Consider the following 17,343-nt stretch of genomic DNA (forward strand, 5'->3'; position numbering starts at 1 on the left):
GGCCCTCACAGCAGTCCTACGGCGGTGTCCACGGCGGCGGCCACATCGCCGTCCGCCGGGTACAGCAACGAGCGGCCGACCACCAGGCCGCGCACGGTGGGGAGTCGCAGCGCCTCGCGCCACTTCTCGTAGGCGGCGACCTGGTCCTCGGGCGAGTCGCCGATGTCGCCGCCGAGCAGCACGGCCGGCAGGGTGGAGGTCTCCATGACCCGGGCCATGTCGTCGGGGTTCTCGGTGACGGGCACCTTCAGCCAGGTGTAGGCGGAGGAGCCGCCGAGGCCAGAGGCGATCGCGATGGACTTGGTGACCGCCTCCGCGGACAGGTCGTTGCGCACCTTTCCCTCCGGGGTGCGGCGGCTGAGGAACGGCTCGACGAAGACCGGCAGCCGGCGCGCGGCCATCTCGTCGATCGCGCGGGCGGTGGACTCCAGGGTGGTCAGGGAGCCGGGGTCGTCGTAGTCGATGCGCAGCAGCAGCTTGCCCGCGTCGAAACCGAGCCGCTGGATGTCCTCGGGGCGGTGGCCGGTGAAGCGGTCGTCCAACTCGAAGCTGGCGCCCTGCAGTCCGCCCCGATTCATGGAGCCCATGACCACCTTGTGGTCGAGGACGCCGAGCAGGAGCAGGTCGTCCAGGATGTCGGCGGTGGCGAGGACACCGTCGACGCCGGGGCGGGACAGTGCCAGGCAGAGGCGTTCGAGCAGGTCGGCGCGGTTGGCCATGGCGAGCTTGCGGTCACCGACGCCGAGGGCGCCCCGGGCGGGGTGGTCGGCGGCGACGATCATCAGCTTGCCGTTCTCGTTGATGAGCGGCCTGCGGGCGCGGCGGGTGGCGGCCTCGGCGATCGCCTCGGGGTGGTGCGTGCGGACACGGACGAGTCCGGCCACGTCGACGAGGGGGCGCGCGGTGCCTGCGGCGCCCGCGGCGCCTTCGCGGTGGGCGGTGGGGGTGCCGCCGGGGCGCGATCCGACGGCACCTTCGCGGGGTGCGGTCGCGCTCCGGTCGCCGGGAGCGGTCACGGACTCCTCGCCGGACACGGCCGCCGTCCCTTCACCGGGAGCGGTCACGGACTTTTCGCCGGACGCAGTCGCGGTGCGGTCATCGGGAGCGGTCACGGACTCCTCGCCGGACACGGCCGCCGTCCGCTCACCGGGAGCAGTCACGGACTCCTCGCCGGACACGGTCGCGGTGCGGTCATCGGGAGTGGTCGCGGTGCCTTCGGGGCCGGTGCCGGCTCCGGCCCCGGGGCCGGCTCCGCCTCCGGTCTGCGTGCCCGCGACCCGGCCCGCCCTCACAGCACCGCTCCGGCGTCGAGCGCGGCGGCCACCTCGTCCGGGGTGGGCATCGCGGAGGAGCACTCCAGACGGGAGGCGACGATGGCGCCGGCCGCGTTGGCGTGCCGCATGACCGTCTCCAGGTCCCAGCCTTCGAGCAGGCCGTGGCAGAGGGAGCCGCCGAAGGCGTCCCCGGCGCCGAGGCCGTTGAGGACGGTGACGGGCAGGGGCGGGACCTCGGCGGACTCGCCTGAGGCGCTGACCGCCAGGACGCCCTTGGGTCCCTGTTTGACCACGGCGGTCTCGACCCCGGCGTCGATCAGCGCGCGGGCGGCGGCGTGCGGCTCGCGCACCCCGGTCGCGACCTCGACCTCGTCCAGGTTGCCGACCGCGACGGTGGTGTGGCGCAGGGCCTCGGCGTAGAAGGGGCGGGCCGCCTCGGGGTCCTTCCAGAACATCGGTCGCCAGTCGAGGTCGAAGACCGTCGTACCGGACTTCGCCCGCTGGGCGAGGGCCGCGAGGGTCGCCGTACGGCTGGGCTCCTCGCTCAGTCCGGTGCCGGTGACCCAGAAGATGCGGGCCTCGCGGATGGCGTCGAGGTCCAGGTCGTGGGCGTCGATCTCCAGGTCGGGCGCCTTGGGCTGCCGGTAGAAGTAGAGCGGGAAGTCGTCCGGCGGGAAGACCTCGCAGAAGGTGACCGGGGTCGGCAGGCCGGGGACCGGAGTGACCCAGCGGTCGTCGACGCCGAAACCGCGCAGCGCCTCGTGCAGATAAGCGCCGAACGGGTCGTCGCCCGTGCGGGTGATCACGGCGGTGTCCCGGCCGAGCCGGGCCGCGGCGACCGCGACATTGGTCGCCGACCCGCCGAGGAACTTGCCGAAGGACGACACCTGGGCGAGCGGGACACCGGTCTGCAGCGGGTACAGGTCCACTCCGATCCGCCCCATGGTGATCAGGTCGTAGGCCATCGGCTTCCCTTCGTCATGGCTCTCCCCGGCTTTCTAGTCCCGCACGGCTGACCCTGTCAATGGTTTGTCCAGACATTCGGACCAGCTCTTGACACCGCTTTCCGGCTGCCCGCACGCTGGCGCCCATGACCTCGTTGTCGCCCTCCTCCTCACTGTCCCGTATCCGGATCGGATCGGCGCCCGACTCCTGGGGCGTGTGGTTCCCCGACGACCCCCGGCAGGTGCCCTGGCGGCGCTTCCTCGACGAGGTGGCCGACTCGGGCTACGAGTGGATCGAGCTGGGTCCCTACGGCTATCTGCCCAGCGACCCCGCGGTGCTCGCCGAGGAGACCGCCCGGCGCGGCCTGAAGGTGTCGGCCGGCACCGTCTTCACCGGCCTGCACCACGGGCAGGCCGTGTGGGAGGAGACCTGGGCGCATGTCTCCGACATCGCGGCCCTGACCCAGGCGATGGGCGCCCGGCATCTGGTCGTCATCCCGTCCTTCTGGCGGGACGACAAGACGGGCGAGGTGCTGGAGCCCGACACGCTGACCGCCGAGCAGTGGCGCAACCTGACCTCGCTGACCGAGCGGCTCGGACGGGAGGTACGGGAGCGGTACGGGCTGTCGATCGTCGTCCACCCGCATGCCGACACCCACATCGACAGCGAGGAGAACGTCACCCGTTTCCTCGACGGCACGGACTCCGGCCTGGTGTCGCTGTGCCTGGACACCGGGCACTACGCGTACTGCGGTGGGGACAGCGTCAAGCTGATCGAGACCTACGGGGAGCGGATCGGGTATCTGCACCTCAAGCAGGTGGACCCGGGGATCCTGGCGGCCGTACGGGCCGGGGGGACGCCGTTCGGACCCGCGGTGGCGCAGGGTGTGATGTGCGAACCACCGCGGGGAGTTCCGGAGTTGGGACCGGTGCTGGAGGCCGCCCAGCGGTTGGGGGTGGAGCTGTTCGCGATCGTCGAGCAGGACATGTATCCGTGCGCGCCGGATGCGCCGTTGCCCATCGCCCGGCGGACCCGGGCGTTCCTCCGGTCCTGCGGGGTGTAGGAGCGCCTGCCGGGGTGCCCCTGCCCAGGGGACCGACCCGGAGGACGCCGCCGGGGGAACCGGCCGCGGGGAGGCCGGCGGGCCGGGTCTGACGCAGCCGGGCCGGCCCGCCCTCTGCCGCCCATTCCACCGCCCCGGACCGACCGGTTCGCCGGCCATGGCTCGGCGCGAGGGTCACGCGCCCCACCGCCGCCCCGGCGCGCGCCTTTGCGGCGGTTCTGTCACGAACGCCCCCTGCGTGTCACAGATGTCACGTGTGCGCTAGTTCTGTGTCACATCGTCTCGACAGGCGCTGTCCTCTCGTCACTCTGCGTCGTTCACCGGACGCAGGCTGGTGATCGCCAGCGCGGCGCCCGGCTCCCCCGACGACCGCCCCCGGTCGCCGCTGTGGCGCGCGCAGGGAGGTGCAACTCATGACCGACCAAAGGCTCTGGTCCTACAAGGAGATCGCGGCGCACATCAGGGTGCAGCCGGACACCGTACGGTCCTACCGCAAGCACGGGCTGCTGCCCCCGCCGGACCACGTGGAGCGCGGCAAGCCCTTCTGGTATGCCGAAACCGTGCGCGCCTGGGTCGCCTCCCGGCCAGGCAACCGGGGCCGCCGACCGGACTGACAGCAACGGCCGCCGCCCCCGGCCGCCGGAATAATCACTGTGCCCCACCTGCCACGTGGGGCACAGTCGCTCCATGAGTTTCTCCGTCAAACCCACCCTGACCGGCCGGAAGACCGTGCTGCGGCCCTTCACCGAGGCCGACGCCGACGTCATGTCGGAGATCATCGCCGCCCCCGAGGTCATCCGCTTCACCTACGAACCGTCCACCGAACTCACCCTGGAACGGCTGCGGTCCTGGTACGGCTCCCGGGCCACCGCGCCCGACCGGCTCGACCTGGCCGTCACGGACCCCCGGACCGGCGAGGTCCTGGGCGAGGTCGTGCTGAACGAGTACGACCCGGCCTCCCGGAGCTGCACCTTCCGCACGCTCATCGGTCCCAGGGGCCGCGGCCGCGGAATCGGCACCGAGGCGACGAGGCTGATCGTCGCCCACGGCTTCGAGGAACTCGGGCTGCACCGGATCGAGTTGACGGCCTACGCCGACAACCACCGGGCCCTGCACGTCTACGAGAAGACCGGGTTCGTGGTCGAGGGCGTGCGCCGGGAGGTGCAGCGGCGCGACGGCGAGTGGGCCGACGAGGTGATCATGTCGGTCCTGGACCGGGAGTGGGCCGCCCTCAACGCCAGGGCTCGATGACCGTGACCCCGGCCCCCGGTGCCGTGCCCATGGCCGCGAGGGCCGCCGGTGCGGCGTCGAGCGGAATGACGGACGTCACCAGGAGGTCGGGACCGAGGACTCCGGAGCGGACCAGGCGGAGCATTCCGGGGTAGGCGTGGGCGGCCATGCCGTGGCTGCCGAGGAGTTCGAGCTCCAGGGCGATGGCGCGGGCCAGCGGGACGGGGGTGGTGCCGTCGGCCGAGGGGAGCAGGCCCACCTGGACGTGCCGGCCGCGGCGGCGCAGGCCGTTCACGGAGGCCGCGCAGGTGCCCGGCGAGCCGAGGGCGTCCAGGGAGAGGTGGGCTCCCCCGTCGGTCAGCTCGCGGACGGCGGCGGCCGGGTCGGGCACGCCGGTCGCGTCCAGGCACTCGGCGGCGCCGAACTTCCGCGCCAGAGCGAGGGCCTGGGGCGACACGTCGACGGCGACCACGCGCGCCCCGCAGGCCACCGCGATCATCACCGCCGACAACCCGACCCCGCCGCAGCCGTGCACCGCCACCCACTCCCCCGCCGCCACCCGGCCCTGCTGCAGCACCGCGCGGAAGGCGGTGGCGAAACGGCAGCCGAGGGCGGCGGCGGTCGCGTACGCCATGTCGTCCGGGACGGCGACCAGGTTGACGTCGGCGTGGTCGAGCGCGACGTACTCGGCGAAGGAGCCCCAGTGGTGGAAGCCCGGCTGGGTCTGGCGTTCGCACACCTGCTGGTCCCCCGCCGCGCACGCCGGGCAGGTGCCGCAGGCGCAGACGAACGGCACGGTGACCCGGTCTCCGGGCCGCCACCCGGTCACCCGGGAACCCACCGCCTCGACGACACCGGCGAGTTCGTGCCCGGGCACGTGCGGCAGCGTGATGTCGGGGTCGTGGCCCATCCAGCCGTGCCAGTCGCTGCGGCAGAGGCCGGTGGCCTCGACCCGGACGACCACGCCGTGCTCCGCGGGTGCGGGGTCGGGTACCTCCCGCACCGCGGCCGGTTCACCGTACTGCTCGAACACCACTGCTCTCATGGGCTTCACCCTCGCACGGCTGCCTCCTGCCTCACACCCCCGCCGTCTCCTTCACCTCCTCGGTGCGCGCGGGCTCGCCCTCACTCACCCCGAACCGTTCGTGGAAGCGCCGCAGAGGGGCCGGCGCCCACCACGTGGCCCTGCCCGTCAGCCGCATGATCGCCGGAACCAGAAGACTCCGGACCACCATCGCGTCCATCAGGACCGCCAGGGCGATGCCCATGCCGAGCATCTTGGTGTTGGTCACCCGTGAGGTGCCGATGGCGACCATCACCACCGCGAGGATGACCGCCGCCGCGGTGATCAGCCCGCCGGTGCGCTGGAGTCCGTGGCGCACCGCCGCGTCGTGGTCGCCCGTGCGGTCGTACTCCTCCTTGATGCGGGAGAGCAGGAACACGCCGTAGTCCATGGAGAGTCCGAAGGCCACGCAGAACATCAGCACGGGCAGGGTGGTCTCTATGGAGCCGGCGCTGGTGAAGCCCAGCGGGCCGGACAGATGACCGTCCTGGAAGACCCAGACGACCGCACCGAACATCGCTGTCAGGCTGAGCGCGTTGAGCACCACGGCCTGCACCGGTATCAGCACGCTTCCGGTGAGCAGGAAGACCAGGAGGAGGGTGACGACGGCGATGAACGCGGCCGCCCAGGGCAGGCGCTCGGCTATCGCGTGCTTGGTGTCGACGAGGACGGCCGCCGTGCCGGTCACCTTGGCGTCGAAGGGGGTGTGCAGCGCGCGCACGTCGCCGACCAGGCGCTGGGCCGCGTCGTCCACGGCCTCCCCCCTGGGCTGCACCGTGAAGTAGGCGGCGTCGTCCTTGACCAGCGGGCCCTCCACATGGACCACCTCGGGCAGCGCGGCCAACTGCTGCTTGTAGGCGGCGTACTGGGCGTCGGTGGCCCTGCCCTCGGTGAGGATCTCCAGACCGCCGCCGGGGCTGCCCGGGAAGCCCTCGCGGATGTGCTGCTGCACCACGTGGGACTCGGCGGTCGAGGGGAGCTGGCGGTCGTCGGCGGTACCGAACTTCACGCCCAGGAAGGGCAGTCCGAGCGTGACCAGCAGGACGGTGGTGCCGAGCGCGAAGAGCGGGGCGCGGCGCATCACCAGGCCGGCGGCCCGCGCCCAGGCCCTCCCCTCGGCAGGCCCGGTATCGCGGCGCCGGCGCAGCAGACGGCGCAGATCCAGGGAGTTGACCCGGTGACCGAGCAGGACCAGCGCGGCCGGGAGCAGGATCAGGGCGGCGGCCGCGGCGAGCAGGACGACGGCCATGCCGGCGTAGGCGAAGGACCGCAGGAAGTACTGCGGGAAGACCATCATGGCGGCCAGGGACACCGCCACCGTGAGGGCGGAGAAGAGCACCGTGCGCCCGGCCGTGCGCAGGGTCGCGCCGACCGCGGTCAGCGGGTCGGCACCCGTGGACAGTTCCTCGCGGTAGCGGCGGACGATGAAGAGGGCGTAGTCGATGGCCAGACCGAGGCCGAGGGCCGTGGTGAGGTTGAGCGCGAAGACGGAGACGTCGGTGAAGGCCGTCAGCCCGCGCAGGACGGCGTTGGTGCCGAGGATGGCGACGATGCCGATGCCGAGCGGCAGCAGGGCGGCGACGGCACTGCCGAAGACCATCACCAGCAGCACGAGCGTGATCGGCAGGGCGATCGCTTCGGCGCGGGTGAGGTCCTCCTTGATGACCGTCTGCATCTCGTGCCGGACGGCGACGATGCCGCCGACCTTCACCTGGACCGGGCCGTGCGCGCCGCGGTAGTGCGGGGCGATGCGGTCGAGCGTTCTGCCCATGGTGTTGTCGTCGCCGGTGATGCGGGCGGCGATCAGGGCCTCGTGGCCGTCCTTGGCGCGCAGGGCCGGTGACCGGCTCTGCCAGTAGGAACCGACGCCGGTCACGCCCTTCTCCCCCGCCAGCCGGGCGGCCAGGTCCCGGGCCCGGGCGGCGACCGCCGGATCGTCGACCGAGGCGCGGCCCGAGTCGACCAGGAGCAGCAGGTTCGGCTGGGAGTCCGGGAACTCGTGCTCCAGGGCCTTGGTGGCGTACGTCGACTCGGCGCCCGGGTCCTCCCAGCCGCCGCTGCCGAGCCGGTCCGCGACACCGCTGCCGGCCAGCACGGCGAGCGCGGTGAGCACCAGGGCCACGAGGAGCGACAGGCGTGGGCGGGCGGTCACGAAGCGGGTGTACCGGCCGGGCCGGGGCGGCGCCGGGTCCGCCGACGGCGGTGGCGTGTTGACTTCGGTCATCCTGCGGTGTCCCCTTCACCACGAGCCGTGTCCGCGCAGGCAGGCGGCACGGAGGAGTCGTTGCCATAAACTGACAAACACGAGACATCGCTCGCGTTTCTCCAGAATGCGAGCGACCGCTCGCGTTTGTCAATGACCTTCTGGAGAGCTGGGGATAACGCGTGTCCGACACCTCGGAGAAGGAGCAGCCGCGGGGGACGGAGCAGCCGCGCCGTCGGCAGGCCCGCGGGGAGCGCCGTATCGCCCAGTTGCTCGAAGCGGCCGCCCGGGTCTTCTGCTCCGCCGGCTACACCGCGGCCAGCACCAACGCCATCGCCCGCGAGGCGGGCGTCTCGCCGGGCACGCTGTACCAGTTCTTCCCGAACAAGGAAGCGATCGCGATCGAGCTGGGCGACCGGCTCGTTCACGAGATGCGGGAGACCTACGGCGAGGCGCTGGCCCCCGTCGACCCGGCCACCCCGCTGGAGGCGGCCATCGGCTCGGCCATCGACCGGTTCATGGCCTTCAACACCGAGCACCCGGTCTTCTTCGCCCTGATGCACGGTTCCGACATCCCGGGCCGGATGGCCGAGTCGCACGACCAGCTGCACGCCACGCTGATCGGCCGGATCGAGGACCTGCTCGCCTCCTTCATGCCCGGCACCTCCCCCGCCGACGTCACCCGCACGGCGCACGTGTGCCTCGGCATCTACAAGTCCGGCCTGGAACTGGTCCTCGCCCACGAGGGCGCCGAGCGCGCGGCCTACATCCAGGAGATCAAGAACGTCCTGATCCGCTACCTGGAACCACTGGTGGGCGACCGTCTCGGCCTCGGGTGACGCGGGGGGGCGCCTGGTGGTCGCCGAGGGCGGCGGTCCCCCGGGGCGTCCGCTCCGTGCGGTTTCGCGGGATCCCCGCAGTCACAGCTGACTCCTGGAGTCACCTGAGCCCGATGCCTCACTGACGCCACCCGGCACCAGGCCCCCCCAGGGGGAAACCGGGCGACGGAGCACCGACTCCGCACGTGGACGGTCGGGGAATCCATTCGACCTCAAGGGCCCGGGCGCCCCCCATGCCCCCGCCGGGCCGCCCGGACTGCGGCAATCGGTGCGTCTGCATACAGTGCGGGTAAATCGATCAGCAGCCGTCCGAGGGGACCCCCGTGAGCCACTCCCCGCCTCCCGGCGCGCCCAAGGCCCGCATTCCCGGCCCCCAGCAGCCGCCACCGCCGTACCCGCGCATCGCGGCGGGCCTGTGGCGGCGCTGCCTGGGCGTGGGGTTCGCCCTGTGGGTGCCGGCCACGTGGGTCACGTACGAGACGCGCGGCAGCGCACTGCTGCCGACGGTGATCCTGCTCGGCAGCTTTCTCGTGCCGGTCGCCTTCGTGCTGTGGGCGTACGAGCGGCACGGCCGTGACCTGGGCGTCAGCGCGATCCTCGGCTGCTTCCTGGCCGGCGGGACCCTCGGCGTGCTCGGCGCCTCGCTGACGGGTTGGTATCCGGCGCGCACCTCCCCCGGCACACTCCTCGGCGTCGGCCTGGCCGAGGAGGCGGCCAAGCTCGCCGCGCTGGTGTTCGTGCTGCGCCGGCAGCCGGCCGTCCGCGGGCCCCGCGCCGGACTGGTGCTCGGCGCGGCCGTCGGCTTCGGCTTCGCGGCACTGGAGAGCGCCGGTTACGCGTTCCAGGCAGCCGCCTCCGCCCAGGGCGTGAGTCTGCTCCCCCTGCTGGAGACGGAGATCCTGCGCGGGGTGCTCGCCCCCGTCGGGCACGGTCTGTGGACCGCGATCGCGGGCGGTGCGCTGCTGTCCCGGCGCCGCCTGAGCGGGCGCTTCCGCATCGCCGCGCCGGTCCTCGGCACCTGCCTGGGCGTCTCCCTGCTGCACGCCCTGTGGGACTCCACGCACGCCCTCGCGATCTGGTCGGTCACCCGGCTGACCGGCGGCGGCCCGGAGGGGCAGCTGTTCACGCAGGGATACCTCGTCCGGCCGAGCACCGAGCAGGAACACCTGTTCACGCTGTTCTCGGTCGGCGGGCCGGCCCTGGTGGCCCTGGCCGGGATCGGCTGGGTGCGGTCGCTGGCACGCCGGGCGCCCACTTGGTGAGGTACCCCCTAGGGGTATACTGTCCGAAGGGTGGGGTTCCCTCGCGGGCCCCACTCGCCCCACCTGCCTCGACGAGGAGTAATGACATGACCGCCCACACCGACACCCCGGGCTCCGTCACCACCGTCTACAAGGTGACCGGCATGAGCTGCGGCCACTGCGAGGGCTCCGTCTCCGGCGAGATCTCCCAGATCCCGGGCGTCAGCTCGGTGAAGGCCGTGGCGTCCACCGGCGAGGTGACCGTGGTCTCCGAGGGCCCGCTGGACGACGAGGCCGTGCGCGACGCCGTGGACGAGGCCGGCTTCGAGCTGGCCGGCCGGGTCTGAACGCCCTTCACCCCCTTCCCCGACCGGGCCGTGCCGACCAGCTGATACTGACTCCGTACGGTCCGGTCCGATGTCTGGAGTCCGGACATGACCAGCACCACCGCACAGACCGGGGCCGCGATAGGCGGCACTTCCGGCGTCGAGCTGCTCATCGGCGGGATGACCTGTGCCTCCTGCGCCGCCCGGGTGGAGAAGAAGCTCAACCGGATGGAGGGCGTCAGCGCCACCGTCAACTACGCCACCGAGAAGGCGAGGATCACCTTCGGCGAGGGCGTGCGGGTGGCCGACCTGATCGCCACCGTGGAGAGGACGGGTTACACCGCCGAGGAGCCCGCGCCGCCGCAGCCCGAGCCCGAGGCCTCGCCCGAACCCTCCGCGCAGGACCCCGAACTCGGCGCGCTGCGCCACCGGCTGCTCGTCTCCGCGCTGCTCGCCGCGCCCGTGGTCCTGCTCGCGATGGTCCCGGCGCTGCAGTTCGACAACTGGCAGTGGCTCTCCCTCACCCTCGCCGCCCCGGTCGTCGTCTGGGGCGGGTGGCCCTTCCACCGGGCCTCCTGGACCAACCTCCGGCACGGCGCCGCCACCATGGACACCCTGGTGTCGGTCGGCACGCTGGCCGCGTTCGGCTGGTCGCTGTGGGCCCTGTTCTTCGGTGACGCGGGCACCACCGGCATGCACGACGAGTTCCGCTTCACCACCGGAGCGGTGGCGACTGATGTCACAGCCCGCATGGACGGCGCCTCCACCATCTACCTGGAGGTCGCCGCCGGAGTCGTCACACTGATCCTGCTGGGCCGCTACCTGGAGGCCCGCTCCAAGCGCCGCGCCGGCGCCGCCCTCAAGGCGCTGATGGAGCTGGGCGCCAAGGACGTGGCCGTACTGCGGGACGGCCACGAGGTACGCGTGCCGGTGTCGTCCCTGGCCGTCGGCGACCGGTTCGTCGTACGCCCCGGTGAGAAGATCGCCACCGACGGCACCGTGGTCCAGGGCGTCTCCGCGGTGGACGCCGCCATGCTGACCGGCGAGTCCGTGCCGGTGGACGTCGGGCCCGGTGACCGGGTCACCGGCGCCACGGTCAACGCGGGCGGCCGGCTGGTCGTGGAGGCCACCCGGGTCGGCGCCGACACCCAGCTCGCCCGGATGGCGCGGCTCGTGGAGGACGCGCAGAACGGCAAGGCCGAGGTGCAGCGGCTGGCCGACCGGATCTCCGCCGTCTTCGTGCCCGTGGTCATCCTGATCGCGCTCGGCACCTTCGCCGTCTGGCTGGGCGTCACCGGGGACACCGTCGCCGCGTTCACGGCCGCCGTCGCCGTGCTGATCATCGCCTGCCCCTGCGCGCTGGGGCTCGCCACGCCGACCGCGCTGATGGTGGGCACCGGGCGCGGCGCCCAGCTCGGCATCCTCATCAAGGGCCCCGAGGTGCTGGAGTCCACGCGCCGCGTCGACACGGTCGTCCTCGACAAGACCGGCACCGTCACCACCGGCCGGATGACCCTGCAGGCGGTGCACGTGGCCGCGGACGAGGACGAGAAGGAGCTGCTGCGGCTCGCCGGCGCCCTGGAGCACGCCTCCGAACACCCCGTCGCCCGCGCGATCGCCGCCGGCGCCGAGGAACGGGCCGGCGCCCTCCCCGCGGTCGAGCACTTCGAGAACGTCCCCGGACGGGGCGTACGCGGACGCGTGGACGGCCGCGAGGTGGCCGTGGGGCGCCTGTACGACGAGCTGCCGCAGGAGCTGGCCAGGGCGGCACGCGAGGCCGAGCAGGAGGGCCGTACGGCCGTCGTGGCCGGCTGGGACGGGCAGGCCCGCGGGGTACTCGCCGTCGCCGACGCGGTCAAGGAGACCAGCGCCGAGGCGGTGCGGGAGCTGCGCGCACTGGGGCTGCGGCCGGTGCTGCTCACCGGCGACAACCGCACGGTCGCCGAAGCGGTCGCGGGCACGGTCGGCATCGACGCCGGGGACGTGTACGCGGAGGTGCTCCCCGAGGACAAGGTGGACGTCGTACGACGGCTGCAGCGCGAGGGACGGACCGTGGCGATGGTCGGCGACGGCGTCAACGACGCGGCCGCGCTCGCCACCGCCGACCTGGGCCTGGCCATGGGCACCGGCACGGACGCGGCCATCGAGGCCGGCGATCTGACGCTGGTGCGCGGGGACCTGCGGGTGGCCGCGGACGCCATCCGGCTGTCCCGGCGGACGCTGGTCACCATCAAGGGCAACCTGGTGTGGGCCTTCGGTTACAACGTGGCGGCGCTGCCGCTGGCCGCCGCCGGGCTGCTGAACCCGATGATCGCCGGCGCGGCGATGGCCTTCTCCTCGGTCTTCGTGGTCACCAACAGTCTGCGGCTGCGCCGGTTCCGCTGAAGTCCCGCGAGGTTACCGGCGGTTAGGCACGGCCGAAGTAAGAGACCCCCTAGAGTCCGGCGCGAGCCTCACATAAGCTCTTCACAAGGCTCGCGCATCATCCTTACGCTTGGGCCCCGATCCTCGTATCGGGGCTCTTGCGCACCTAAAGGACATATGCAAGAGACGCAGATCACAGTGATGCGAACGTAACCATCGAAGGGGTTCGAAGGTCTAAGTTGGCGATGTCGGTTCGGCGTCTTGGGGGGCGTCAACCGGCGTCTGGGGATGTCTTGGGGGACTTCCTCAGAGATGCGTTGCCGGGGCACGTACACCGGGAAGCTTTGAGCGGCCCTCCCAGCGTGCGTTGTCCCGGCAGATCGCACCGCATCACCGGAGCAGGACGAGTTTTGCTCATTCTGCTCGACGACAGCGATTCAGGCGCTGTCCTCTCCGAGCGCCCGGCCGGATCCCGTGGGGGGAATCCGCACCGGGACATGGGAAGGCGCCCTGGTCGTCGGCCCGTGGGGGGACCGGCGCCAGGGCGCCTTCCGCTTTGTGCGTTCCGATGCGCGGGGCCGTGTCGGCATGCCGCCCCGCCGCATGAGCGTGACCGGCCACCACCGGTGGCCGCCCGGACTCCTTGACGACGGACTCGCGGGCGAACACGACGGGCTCGCGGGCGAACGCCCGGTGAAGCCCGAGAGCACGGCTGCCGGTGGCGGGACGCCGAGCACGCGGCGCCCCTCACCGGCAGGTGTCAGCGCTCCTCGACCGGCACGAAGTCGCGCAGCTCCACGCCCGTGTAGATCTGGCGCGGGCGGCCGATGCGGGAACCCGGCTCCTTGATCATCTCGGTCCACTGGGCGATCCAGCCCGGCAGGCGGCCGAGGGCGAACAGGACCGTGAACATCTCGGTCGGGAAGCCCATGGCGCGGTAGATCAGGCCGGTGTAGAAGTCGACGTTCGGGTAGAGGTTGCGCGAGACGAAGTAGTCGTCGGAGAGCGCGTGCTCCTCCAGCTTCAGCGCGATGTCCAGCAGCTCGTCGGACTTGCCGAGCGCGGAGAGGACGTCGTGCGCGGCGGCCTTGATGATCTTGGCGCGCGGGTCGAAGCTCTTGTAGACCCGGTGACCGAAGCCCATCAGACGGACGCCGTCCTCCTTGTTCTTCACCTTGGTGATAAAGGAGTCGACGTCGCCGCCGTTGGCCTGGATGCCTTCCAGCATCTCCAGCACGGACTGGTTGGCGCCACCGTGCAGCGGGCCCCACAGTGCGCTGATGCCCGCCGAGATCGAGGCGAACATGTTGGCCTGCGAGGAGCCGACCAGGCGGACCGTGGAGGTCGAGCAGTTCTGCTCGTGGTCGGCGTGCAGGATCAGCAGCTTGTCCAGCGCGGAGACGACGACCGGGTCCAGCTCGAACTCCTGCGCCGGCACCGAGAAGGTCATGCGCAGGAAGTTCTCGACGTAGCCGAGGTCGTTGCGCGGGTAGACGAACGGGTGGCCGATCGACTTCTTGTACGCGTACGCCGCGATCGTCGGGAGCTTGGCGAGCAGGCGGATCGTGGAGAGGTCGCGCTGGCGCTCGTCGAACGGGTTGTGGCTGTCCTGGTAGAAGGTGGACAGCGCCGAGACGACCGAGGACAGCATGGCCATCGGGTGGGCGTCGCGCGGGAAGCCCTTGTAGAAGTTCTTGACGTCCTCGTGCAGCAGGGTGTGCCGCGTGATGTCGTCCTTGAACGTCGTCAGCTCGTCGACGGTGGGCAGCTCACCGTTGATCAGCAGGTACGCCACCTCGAGGAAGGTGGAGCGCTCCGCCAGCTGCTCGATGGGGTAGCCGCGGTAGCGGAGGATGCCCGCCTCGCCGTCGAGGTAGGTGACAGCGGATTTATAGGCGGCCGTGTTGCCGTACCCGCTGTCCAGAGTCACCAGACCGGTCTGGGCGCGGAGCTTCCCGATGTCGAAGCCCTTGTCGCCGACGGTGCTGTCGACCACCGGGTAGGTGTACTCGCCGTCGCCGTACCGCAGTACTACAGAGTTGTCGCTCACGTCTTCCCTCACCGACGTAGTGCCTCATCTTCGAGGTGCCCTGACTGTCTCTACCATCCCCCATTTGGCTCAGGAGAGTGCACTCGGGGTCGACCATTGGGCCTATTGGCGGCACTCAGTGCCGCCAACCTGCTCATCCTGCCCCCTCGTCTCCCCATCTGGAAGGTCTCTGTGACCTTCACGACTCGTTTGATCGATCATTTTTCGTGATGGCCCTGATCAAGCCTGAAGTCGAGGGCCGTACACCGCCGCCCGGCCGACACCGTGCGCACCGCCTGTCCGATCGCCTTGCGCGAACCGACGAGGACGACCAGCCGCTTGGCCCGGGTGACCGCCGTGTAGAGCAGGTTCCGCTGGAGCATCATCCATGCCCCGGTCGTGACGGGAATCACCACCGCCGGATATTCACTTCCCTGCGAACGGTGAATGGTCACCGCGTACGCATGGGCCAGTTCGTCCAGTTCGTCGAATTCGTACGGAACCTCCTCGTCCTCGTCCGTCAGCACCGTCAGGCGCTGGTCGACCGGGTCGAGCGCCGTGACGACGCCGACGGTGCCGTTGAAGACACCGTTCTTCCCTTTCTCGTAATTGTTGCGAATCTGGGTGACCTTGTCGCCGACGCGGAAGACCCGGCCGCCGAACCGCTTCTCCGGCAGATCGGGCCGCCCGGGAGTGACGGCCTGCTGGAGCAGCCCGTTGAGCACGCCCGCACCCGCCGGCCCCCGGTGCATCGGGGCCAGCACCTGCACGTCCCGGCGCGGATCGAGCCCGAACCTGGCCGGAATCCGCCGCGCCGCCACGTCCACGGTGAGCCGCCCCGCCTCCTCGGTGTCGTCCTCCACGAAGAGGAAGAAGTCCTTCAGCCCGTCGGTGAGCGGATGCTGTCCCGCGTTGATCCGGTGCGCGTTGGTGACGACGCCGGACTGCTGGGCCTGCCGGAAGACCCGGGTGAGCCGGACGGCGGGCACCGGGCTCCCCTCGGCGAGCAGGTCACGCAGCACTTCACCGGCGCCGACGCTGGGCAGCTGGTCGACGTCACCGACGAAGAGCAGATGGGCGCCGGGCGGCACGGCCTTCACGAGCTTGTTGGCGAGCAGCAGGTCGAGCATGGACGCCTCGTCGACGACCACGAGATCGGCGTCGAGCGGCCGGTCCCGGTCATAGGCGGCGTCCCCGCCGGGCTTCAGCTCCAGCAGCCGGTGGACGGTGGAGGCCTCGGCGCCGGTCAGCTCGGACAGGCGCTTGGCGGCCCGCCCGGTGGGGGCGGCGAGCAGCACCTTGGCCCGCTTGGCACGGGCCAGCTCCACGATGGAACGGACGGTGAAGGACTTGCCGCAGCCGGGGCCGCCGGTGAGGACGGCGACCTTCTCGGTGAGCGCGAGCCTGACGGCGGCTTCCTGCTCCGGGGCGAGGTCCGCGCCGGTACGGTCCTTCAGCCAGCCGAGGGCCTTGCCCCAGTCGACGTCCCGGAAGGCCGGCATCCGGTCCTGCCCGGTCCGCAGCAGGCGGAGCAGCTGGGAGGAGAGGGACAGCTCGGCGCGGTGGAAGGGGACGAGGTAGACCGCGGTGACGGGTTCGCCGTCGTCACCGTCCGGCCCGGGCACCCTCTCCCGTACGACACCCGGGTCGCCGCCCTCCTCCGCGGGTTCGGCCAGCTCGGCGAGACACTCGATGACAAGCCCGGTGTCCACGGCGAGCAGCTTCACCGCGTCGGAGATCAGCCGCTCCTCGGGCAGGAAGCAGTGCCCCTGGTCGGCGGACTGGGACAGGGCGTACTGCAGTCCCGCCTTGACCCTCTCCGGGCTGTCGTGCGGAATGCCGACGGACTGGGCGATCTTGTCGGCGGTGAGGAAGCCGATGCCCCAGACGTCGGCGGCGAGGCGGTACGGCTGCTCCTTGACGACCTGGATCGACGCGTCGCCGTACTTCTTGTAGATCCGCACGGCGATCGAGGTGGAGACCTCGACGGTCTGCAGGAAGAGCATGACCTCCTTGATCGCCTTCTGCTCCTCCCAGGCGTCGGCGATCTTCTTGGTCCGCTTGGGACCGAGGCCGGGGACCTCCACGAGCCGCTTGGGCTCCTCCTCGATGACCCGGAGGGTCTCCAGCCCGAAGTGCTGCGTGATGCGGTCGGCGAAGACCGGCCCGATCCCCTTGACCAGCCCGGACCCCAGGTACCGCCGGATGCCCTGGACGGTGGCGGGCAGGACGGTCGTGTAGTTCTCACAGTGGAACTGCTTGCCGTACTGGGGATGCGACCCCCAGCGCCCCTCCATCCGCAGCGACTCCCCGACCTGGGCACCGAGCAGCGCACCGACGACCGTGAGCAGATCACCGCCGCCTCTGCCGGTGTCGACCCGGGCGACGGTGTATCCGTTCTCCTCGTTGGCGTACGTGATGCGTTCCAGCACGCCTTCGAGCACCGCGAGCCGGCGCTCGCCGCTCTGGGTCCCCGCCTGTTGAGCCATGATCCGACGGTACAGCCGGGGTCCGACAACGGGCGCCGCCTCATGCCGCCGCCCACCGGGCGACGCGACCGCGCCCCGAGTGCCGCAACCGCCCCTGCCCCGCACCTCCTTCACGCGCCCTGGCACCCGGCAAGCCGGACGGGCCCACGGCCGACTCGACGCGTGGCCGCACGAGTTCTGCGGACGCGGGGGGCGCCTCACCCCCGCCGAGCGCGGCGAGCGGCCCTCGCTGACGTGGCACTCCCCGCCCGCGCGACGAGGAGGTGGCCGCCACTCG

At 71.6% G+C, this 17,343-nt stretch carries 13 protein-coding genes; 7 read left to right on the top strand and 6 right to left on the bottom strand.

The genetic code is table 11. The annotated features are described in order from the left end of the window. Positions 1–5: 5 nt before the first annotated feature. On the bottom strand, positions 6–884 hold the full coding sequence (locus AB0D93_RS13250) for a deoxyribose-phosphate aldolase (protein WP_362118213.1): 879 nt from the start codon (positions 882–884) through the stop codon (positions 6–8). A gap of 404 nt (positions 885–1,288) precedes the next feature. Beyond that, positions 1,289–2,239, bottom strand: coding sequence for a 5-dehydro-2-deoxygluconokinase (iolC, locus tag AB0D93_RS13255; RefSeq protein ID WP_362117853.1), 951 nt, complete (start codon positions 2,237–2,239; stop codon positions 1,289–1,291). A gap of 125 nt (positions 2,240–2,364) precedes the next feature. Here iolC and AB0D93_RS13260 point away from each other — a divergent pair, with 125 nt between their 5' ends. From AB0D93_RS13260 to AB0D93_RS13270, 3 genes are all read left to right on the top strand, one after another. Next, complete coding sequence (locus AB0D93_RS13260; RefSeq protein WP_362117856.1) at positions 2,365–3,282, top strand: sugar phosphate isomerase/epimerase; 918 nt, start codon at positions 2,365–2,367, stop codon at positions 3,280–3,282. Positions 3,283–3,695: 413 nt separating this feature from the next. After that, positions 3,696–3,896 carry a MerR family transcriptional regulator gene (locus tag AB0D93_RS13265; RefSeq protein WP_362117859.1) on the top strand — a complete coding sequence of 67 codons (201 nt, stop codon included), beginning with the start codon at positions 3,696–3,698 and terminating at the stop codon, positions 3,894–3,896. Between the two features lie 73 nt (positions 3,897–3,969). Further along, the gene (locus AB0D93_RS13270; RefSeq protein ID WP_362117862.1) at positions 3,970–4,533 is read left to right on the top strand and encodes a GNAT family protein; all 564 of its coding nucleotides are present in this window, start codon (positions 3,970–3,972) and stop codon (positions 4,531–4,533) included. Here the strand turns inward: AB0D93_RS13270 and AB0D93_RS13275 are convergent. Both AB0D93_RS13275 and AB0D93_RS13280 read right to left on the bottom strand, forming a co-directional pair. Continuing rightward, the gene (locus AB0D93_RS13275; protein WP_362117865.1) at positions 4,514–5,557 is read right to left on the bottom strand and encodes a zinc-dependent alcohol dehydrogenase family protein; all 1,044 of its coding nucleotides are present in this window, start codon (positions 5,555–5,557) and stop codon (positions 4,514–4,516) included. The two genes, AB0D93_RS13270 and AB0D93_RS13275, sit on opposite strands and share 20 nt — an antisense overlap. A gap of 31 nt (positions 5,558–5,588) precedes the next feature. Continuing rightward, complete coding sequence (locus tag AB0D93_RS13280) at positions 5,589–7,799, bottom strand: MMPL family transporter (RefSeq protein WP_362117868.1); 2,211 nt, start codon at positions 7,797–7,799, stop codon at positions 5,589–5,591. Positions 7,800–7,960: 161 nt separating this feature from the next. Here AB0D93_RS13280 and AB0D93_RS13285 point away from each other — a divergent pair, with 161 nt between their 5' ends. From AB0D93_RS13285 to AB0D93_RS13300, 4 genes are all read left to right on the top strand, one after another. After that, positions 7,961–8,617: a TetR family transcriptional regulator gene (locus tag AB0D93_RS13285; RefSeq protein WP_362117871.1), complete on the top strand. Its 657-nt coding sequence runs from the start codon at positions 7,961–7,963 to the stop codon at positions 8,615–8,617. A gap of 323 nt (positions 8,618–8,940) precedes the next feature. Then, positions 8,941–9,879, top strand: a complete 939-nt coding sequence (locus tag AB0D93_RS13290; RefSeq protein ID WP_362117874.1) for a PrsW family glutamic-type intramembrane protease — start codon at positions 8,941–8,943, stop codon at positions 9,877–9,879. Positions 9,880–9,965: 86 nt separating this feature from the next. After that, on the top strand, positions 9,966–10,205 hold the full coding sequence (locus AB0D93_RS13295; RefSeq protein WP_362117877.1) for a heavy-metal-associated domain-containing protein: 240 nt from the start codon (positions 9,966–9,968) through the stop codon (positions 10,203–10,205). Between the two features lie 87 nt (positions 10,206–10,292). Further along, positions 10,293–12,569, top strand: a complete 2,277-nt coding sequence (locus AB0D93_RS13300; protein WP_362117880.1) for a heavy metal translocating P-type ATPase — start codon at positions 10,293–10,295, stop codon at positions 12,567–12,569. 739 nt (positions 12,570–13,308) lie between these two features. Here the strand turns inward: AB0D93_RS13300 and AB0D93_RS13305 are convergent. Next, complete coding sequence (locus tag AB0D93_RS13305) at positions 13,309–14,598, bottom strand: citrate synthase (protein ID WP_362117883.1); 1,290 nt, start codon at positions 14,596–14,598, stop codon at positions 13,309–13,311. A 197-nt stretch (positions 14,599–14,795) separates the two neighbouring features. After that, the gene (locus tag AB0D93_RS13310) at positions 14,796–17,066 is read right to left on the bottom strand and encodes an ATP-dependent RecD-like DNA helicase (RefSeq protein WP_362117886.1); all 2,271 of its coding nucleotides are present in this window, start codon (positions 17,064–17,066) and stop codon (positions 14,796–14,798) included. Positions 17,067–17,343: the final 277 nt, after the last annotated feature.

The organism is Streptomyces sp. NPDC048191, from assembly GCF_040652655.1.
Lineage (GTDB): Bacteria > Actinomycetota > Actinomycetes > Streptomycetales > Streptomycetaceae > Streptomyces.

Excerpts from the sequence above, each read along its gene's own strand:
- iolC (WP_362117853.1), bottom strand. The coding sequence starts at position 2,239 with ATGGCCTACGACCTGATCACCATGGGGCGGATCGGAGTGGACCTGTAC.
- AB0D93_RS13260 (WP_362117856.1), top strand. The coding sequence starts at position 2,365 with ATGACCTCGTTGTCGCCCTCCTCCTCACTGTCCCGTATCCGGATCGGA.
- AB0D93_RS13265 (WP_362117859.1), top strand. The coding sequence starts at position 3,696 with ATGACCGACCAAAGGCTCTGGTCCTACAAGGAGATCGCGGCGCACATC.
- AB0D93_RS13270 (WP_362117862.1), top strand. The coding sequence starts at position 3,970 with ATGAGTTTCTCCGTCAAACCCACCCTGACCGGCCGGAAGACCGTGCTG.
- AB0D93_RS13275 (WP_362117865.1), bottom strand. The coding sequence starts at position 5,557 with ATGAGAGCAGTGGTGTTCGAGCAGTACGGTGAACCGGCCGCGGTGCGG.
- AB0D93_RS13280 (WP_362117868.1), bottom strand. The coding sequence starts at position 7,799 with ATGACCGAAGTCAACACGCCACCGCCGTCGGCGGACCCGGCGCCGCCC.
- AB0D93_RS13295 (WP_362117877.1), top strand. The coding sequence starts at position 9,966 with ATGACCGCCCACACCGACACCCCGGGCTCCGTCACCACCGTCTACAAG.
- AB0D93_RS13300 (WP_362117880.1), top strand. The coding sequence starts at position 10,293 with ATGACCAGCACCACCGCACAGACCGGGGCCGCGATAGGCGGCACTTCC.
- AB0D93_RS13310 (WP_362117886.1), bottom strand. The coding sequence starts at position 17,066 with ATGGCTCAACAGGCGGGGACCCAGAGCGGCGAGCGCCGGCTCGCGGTG.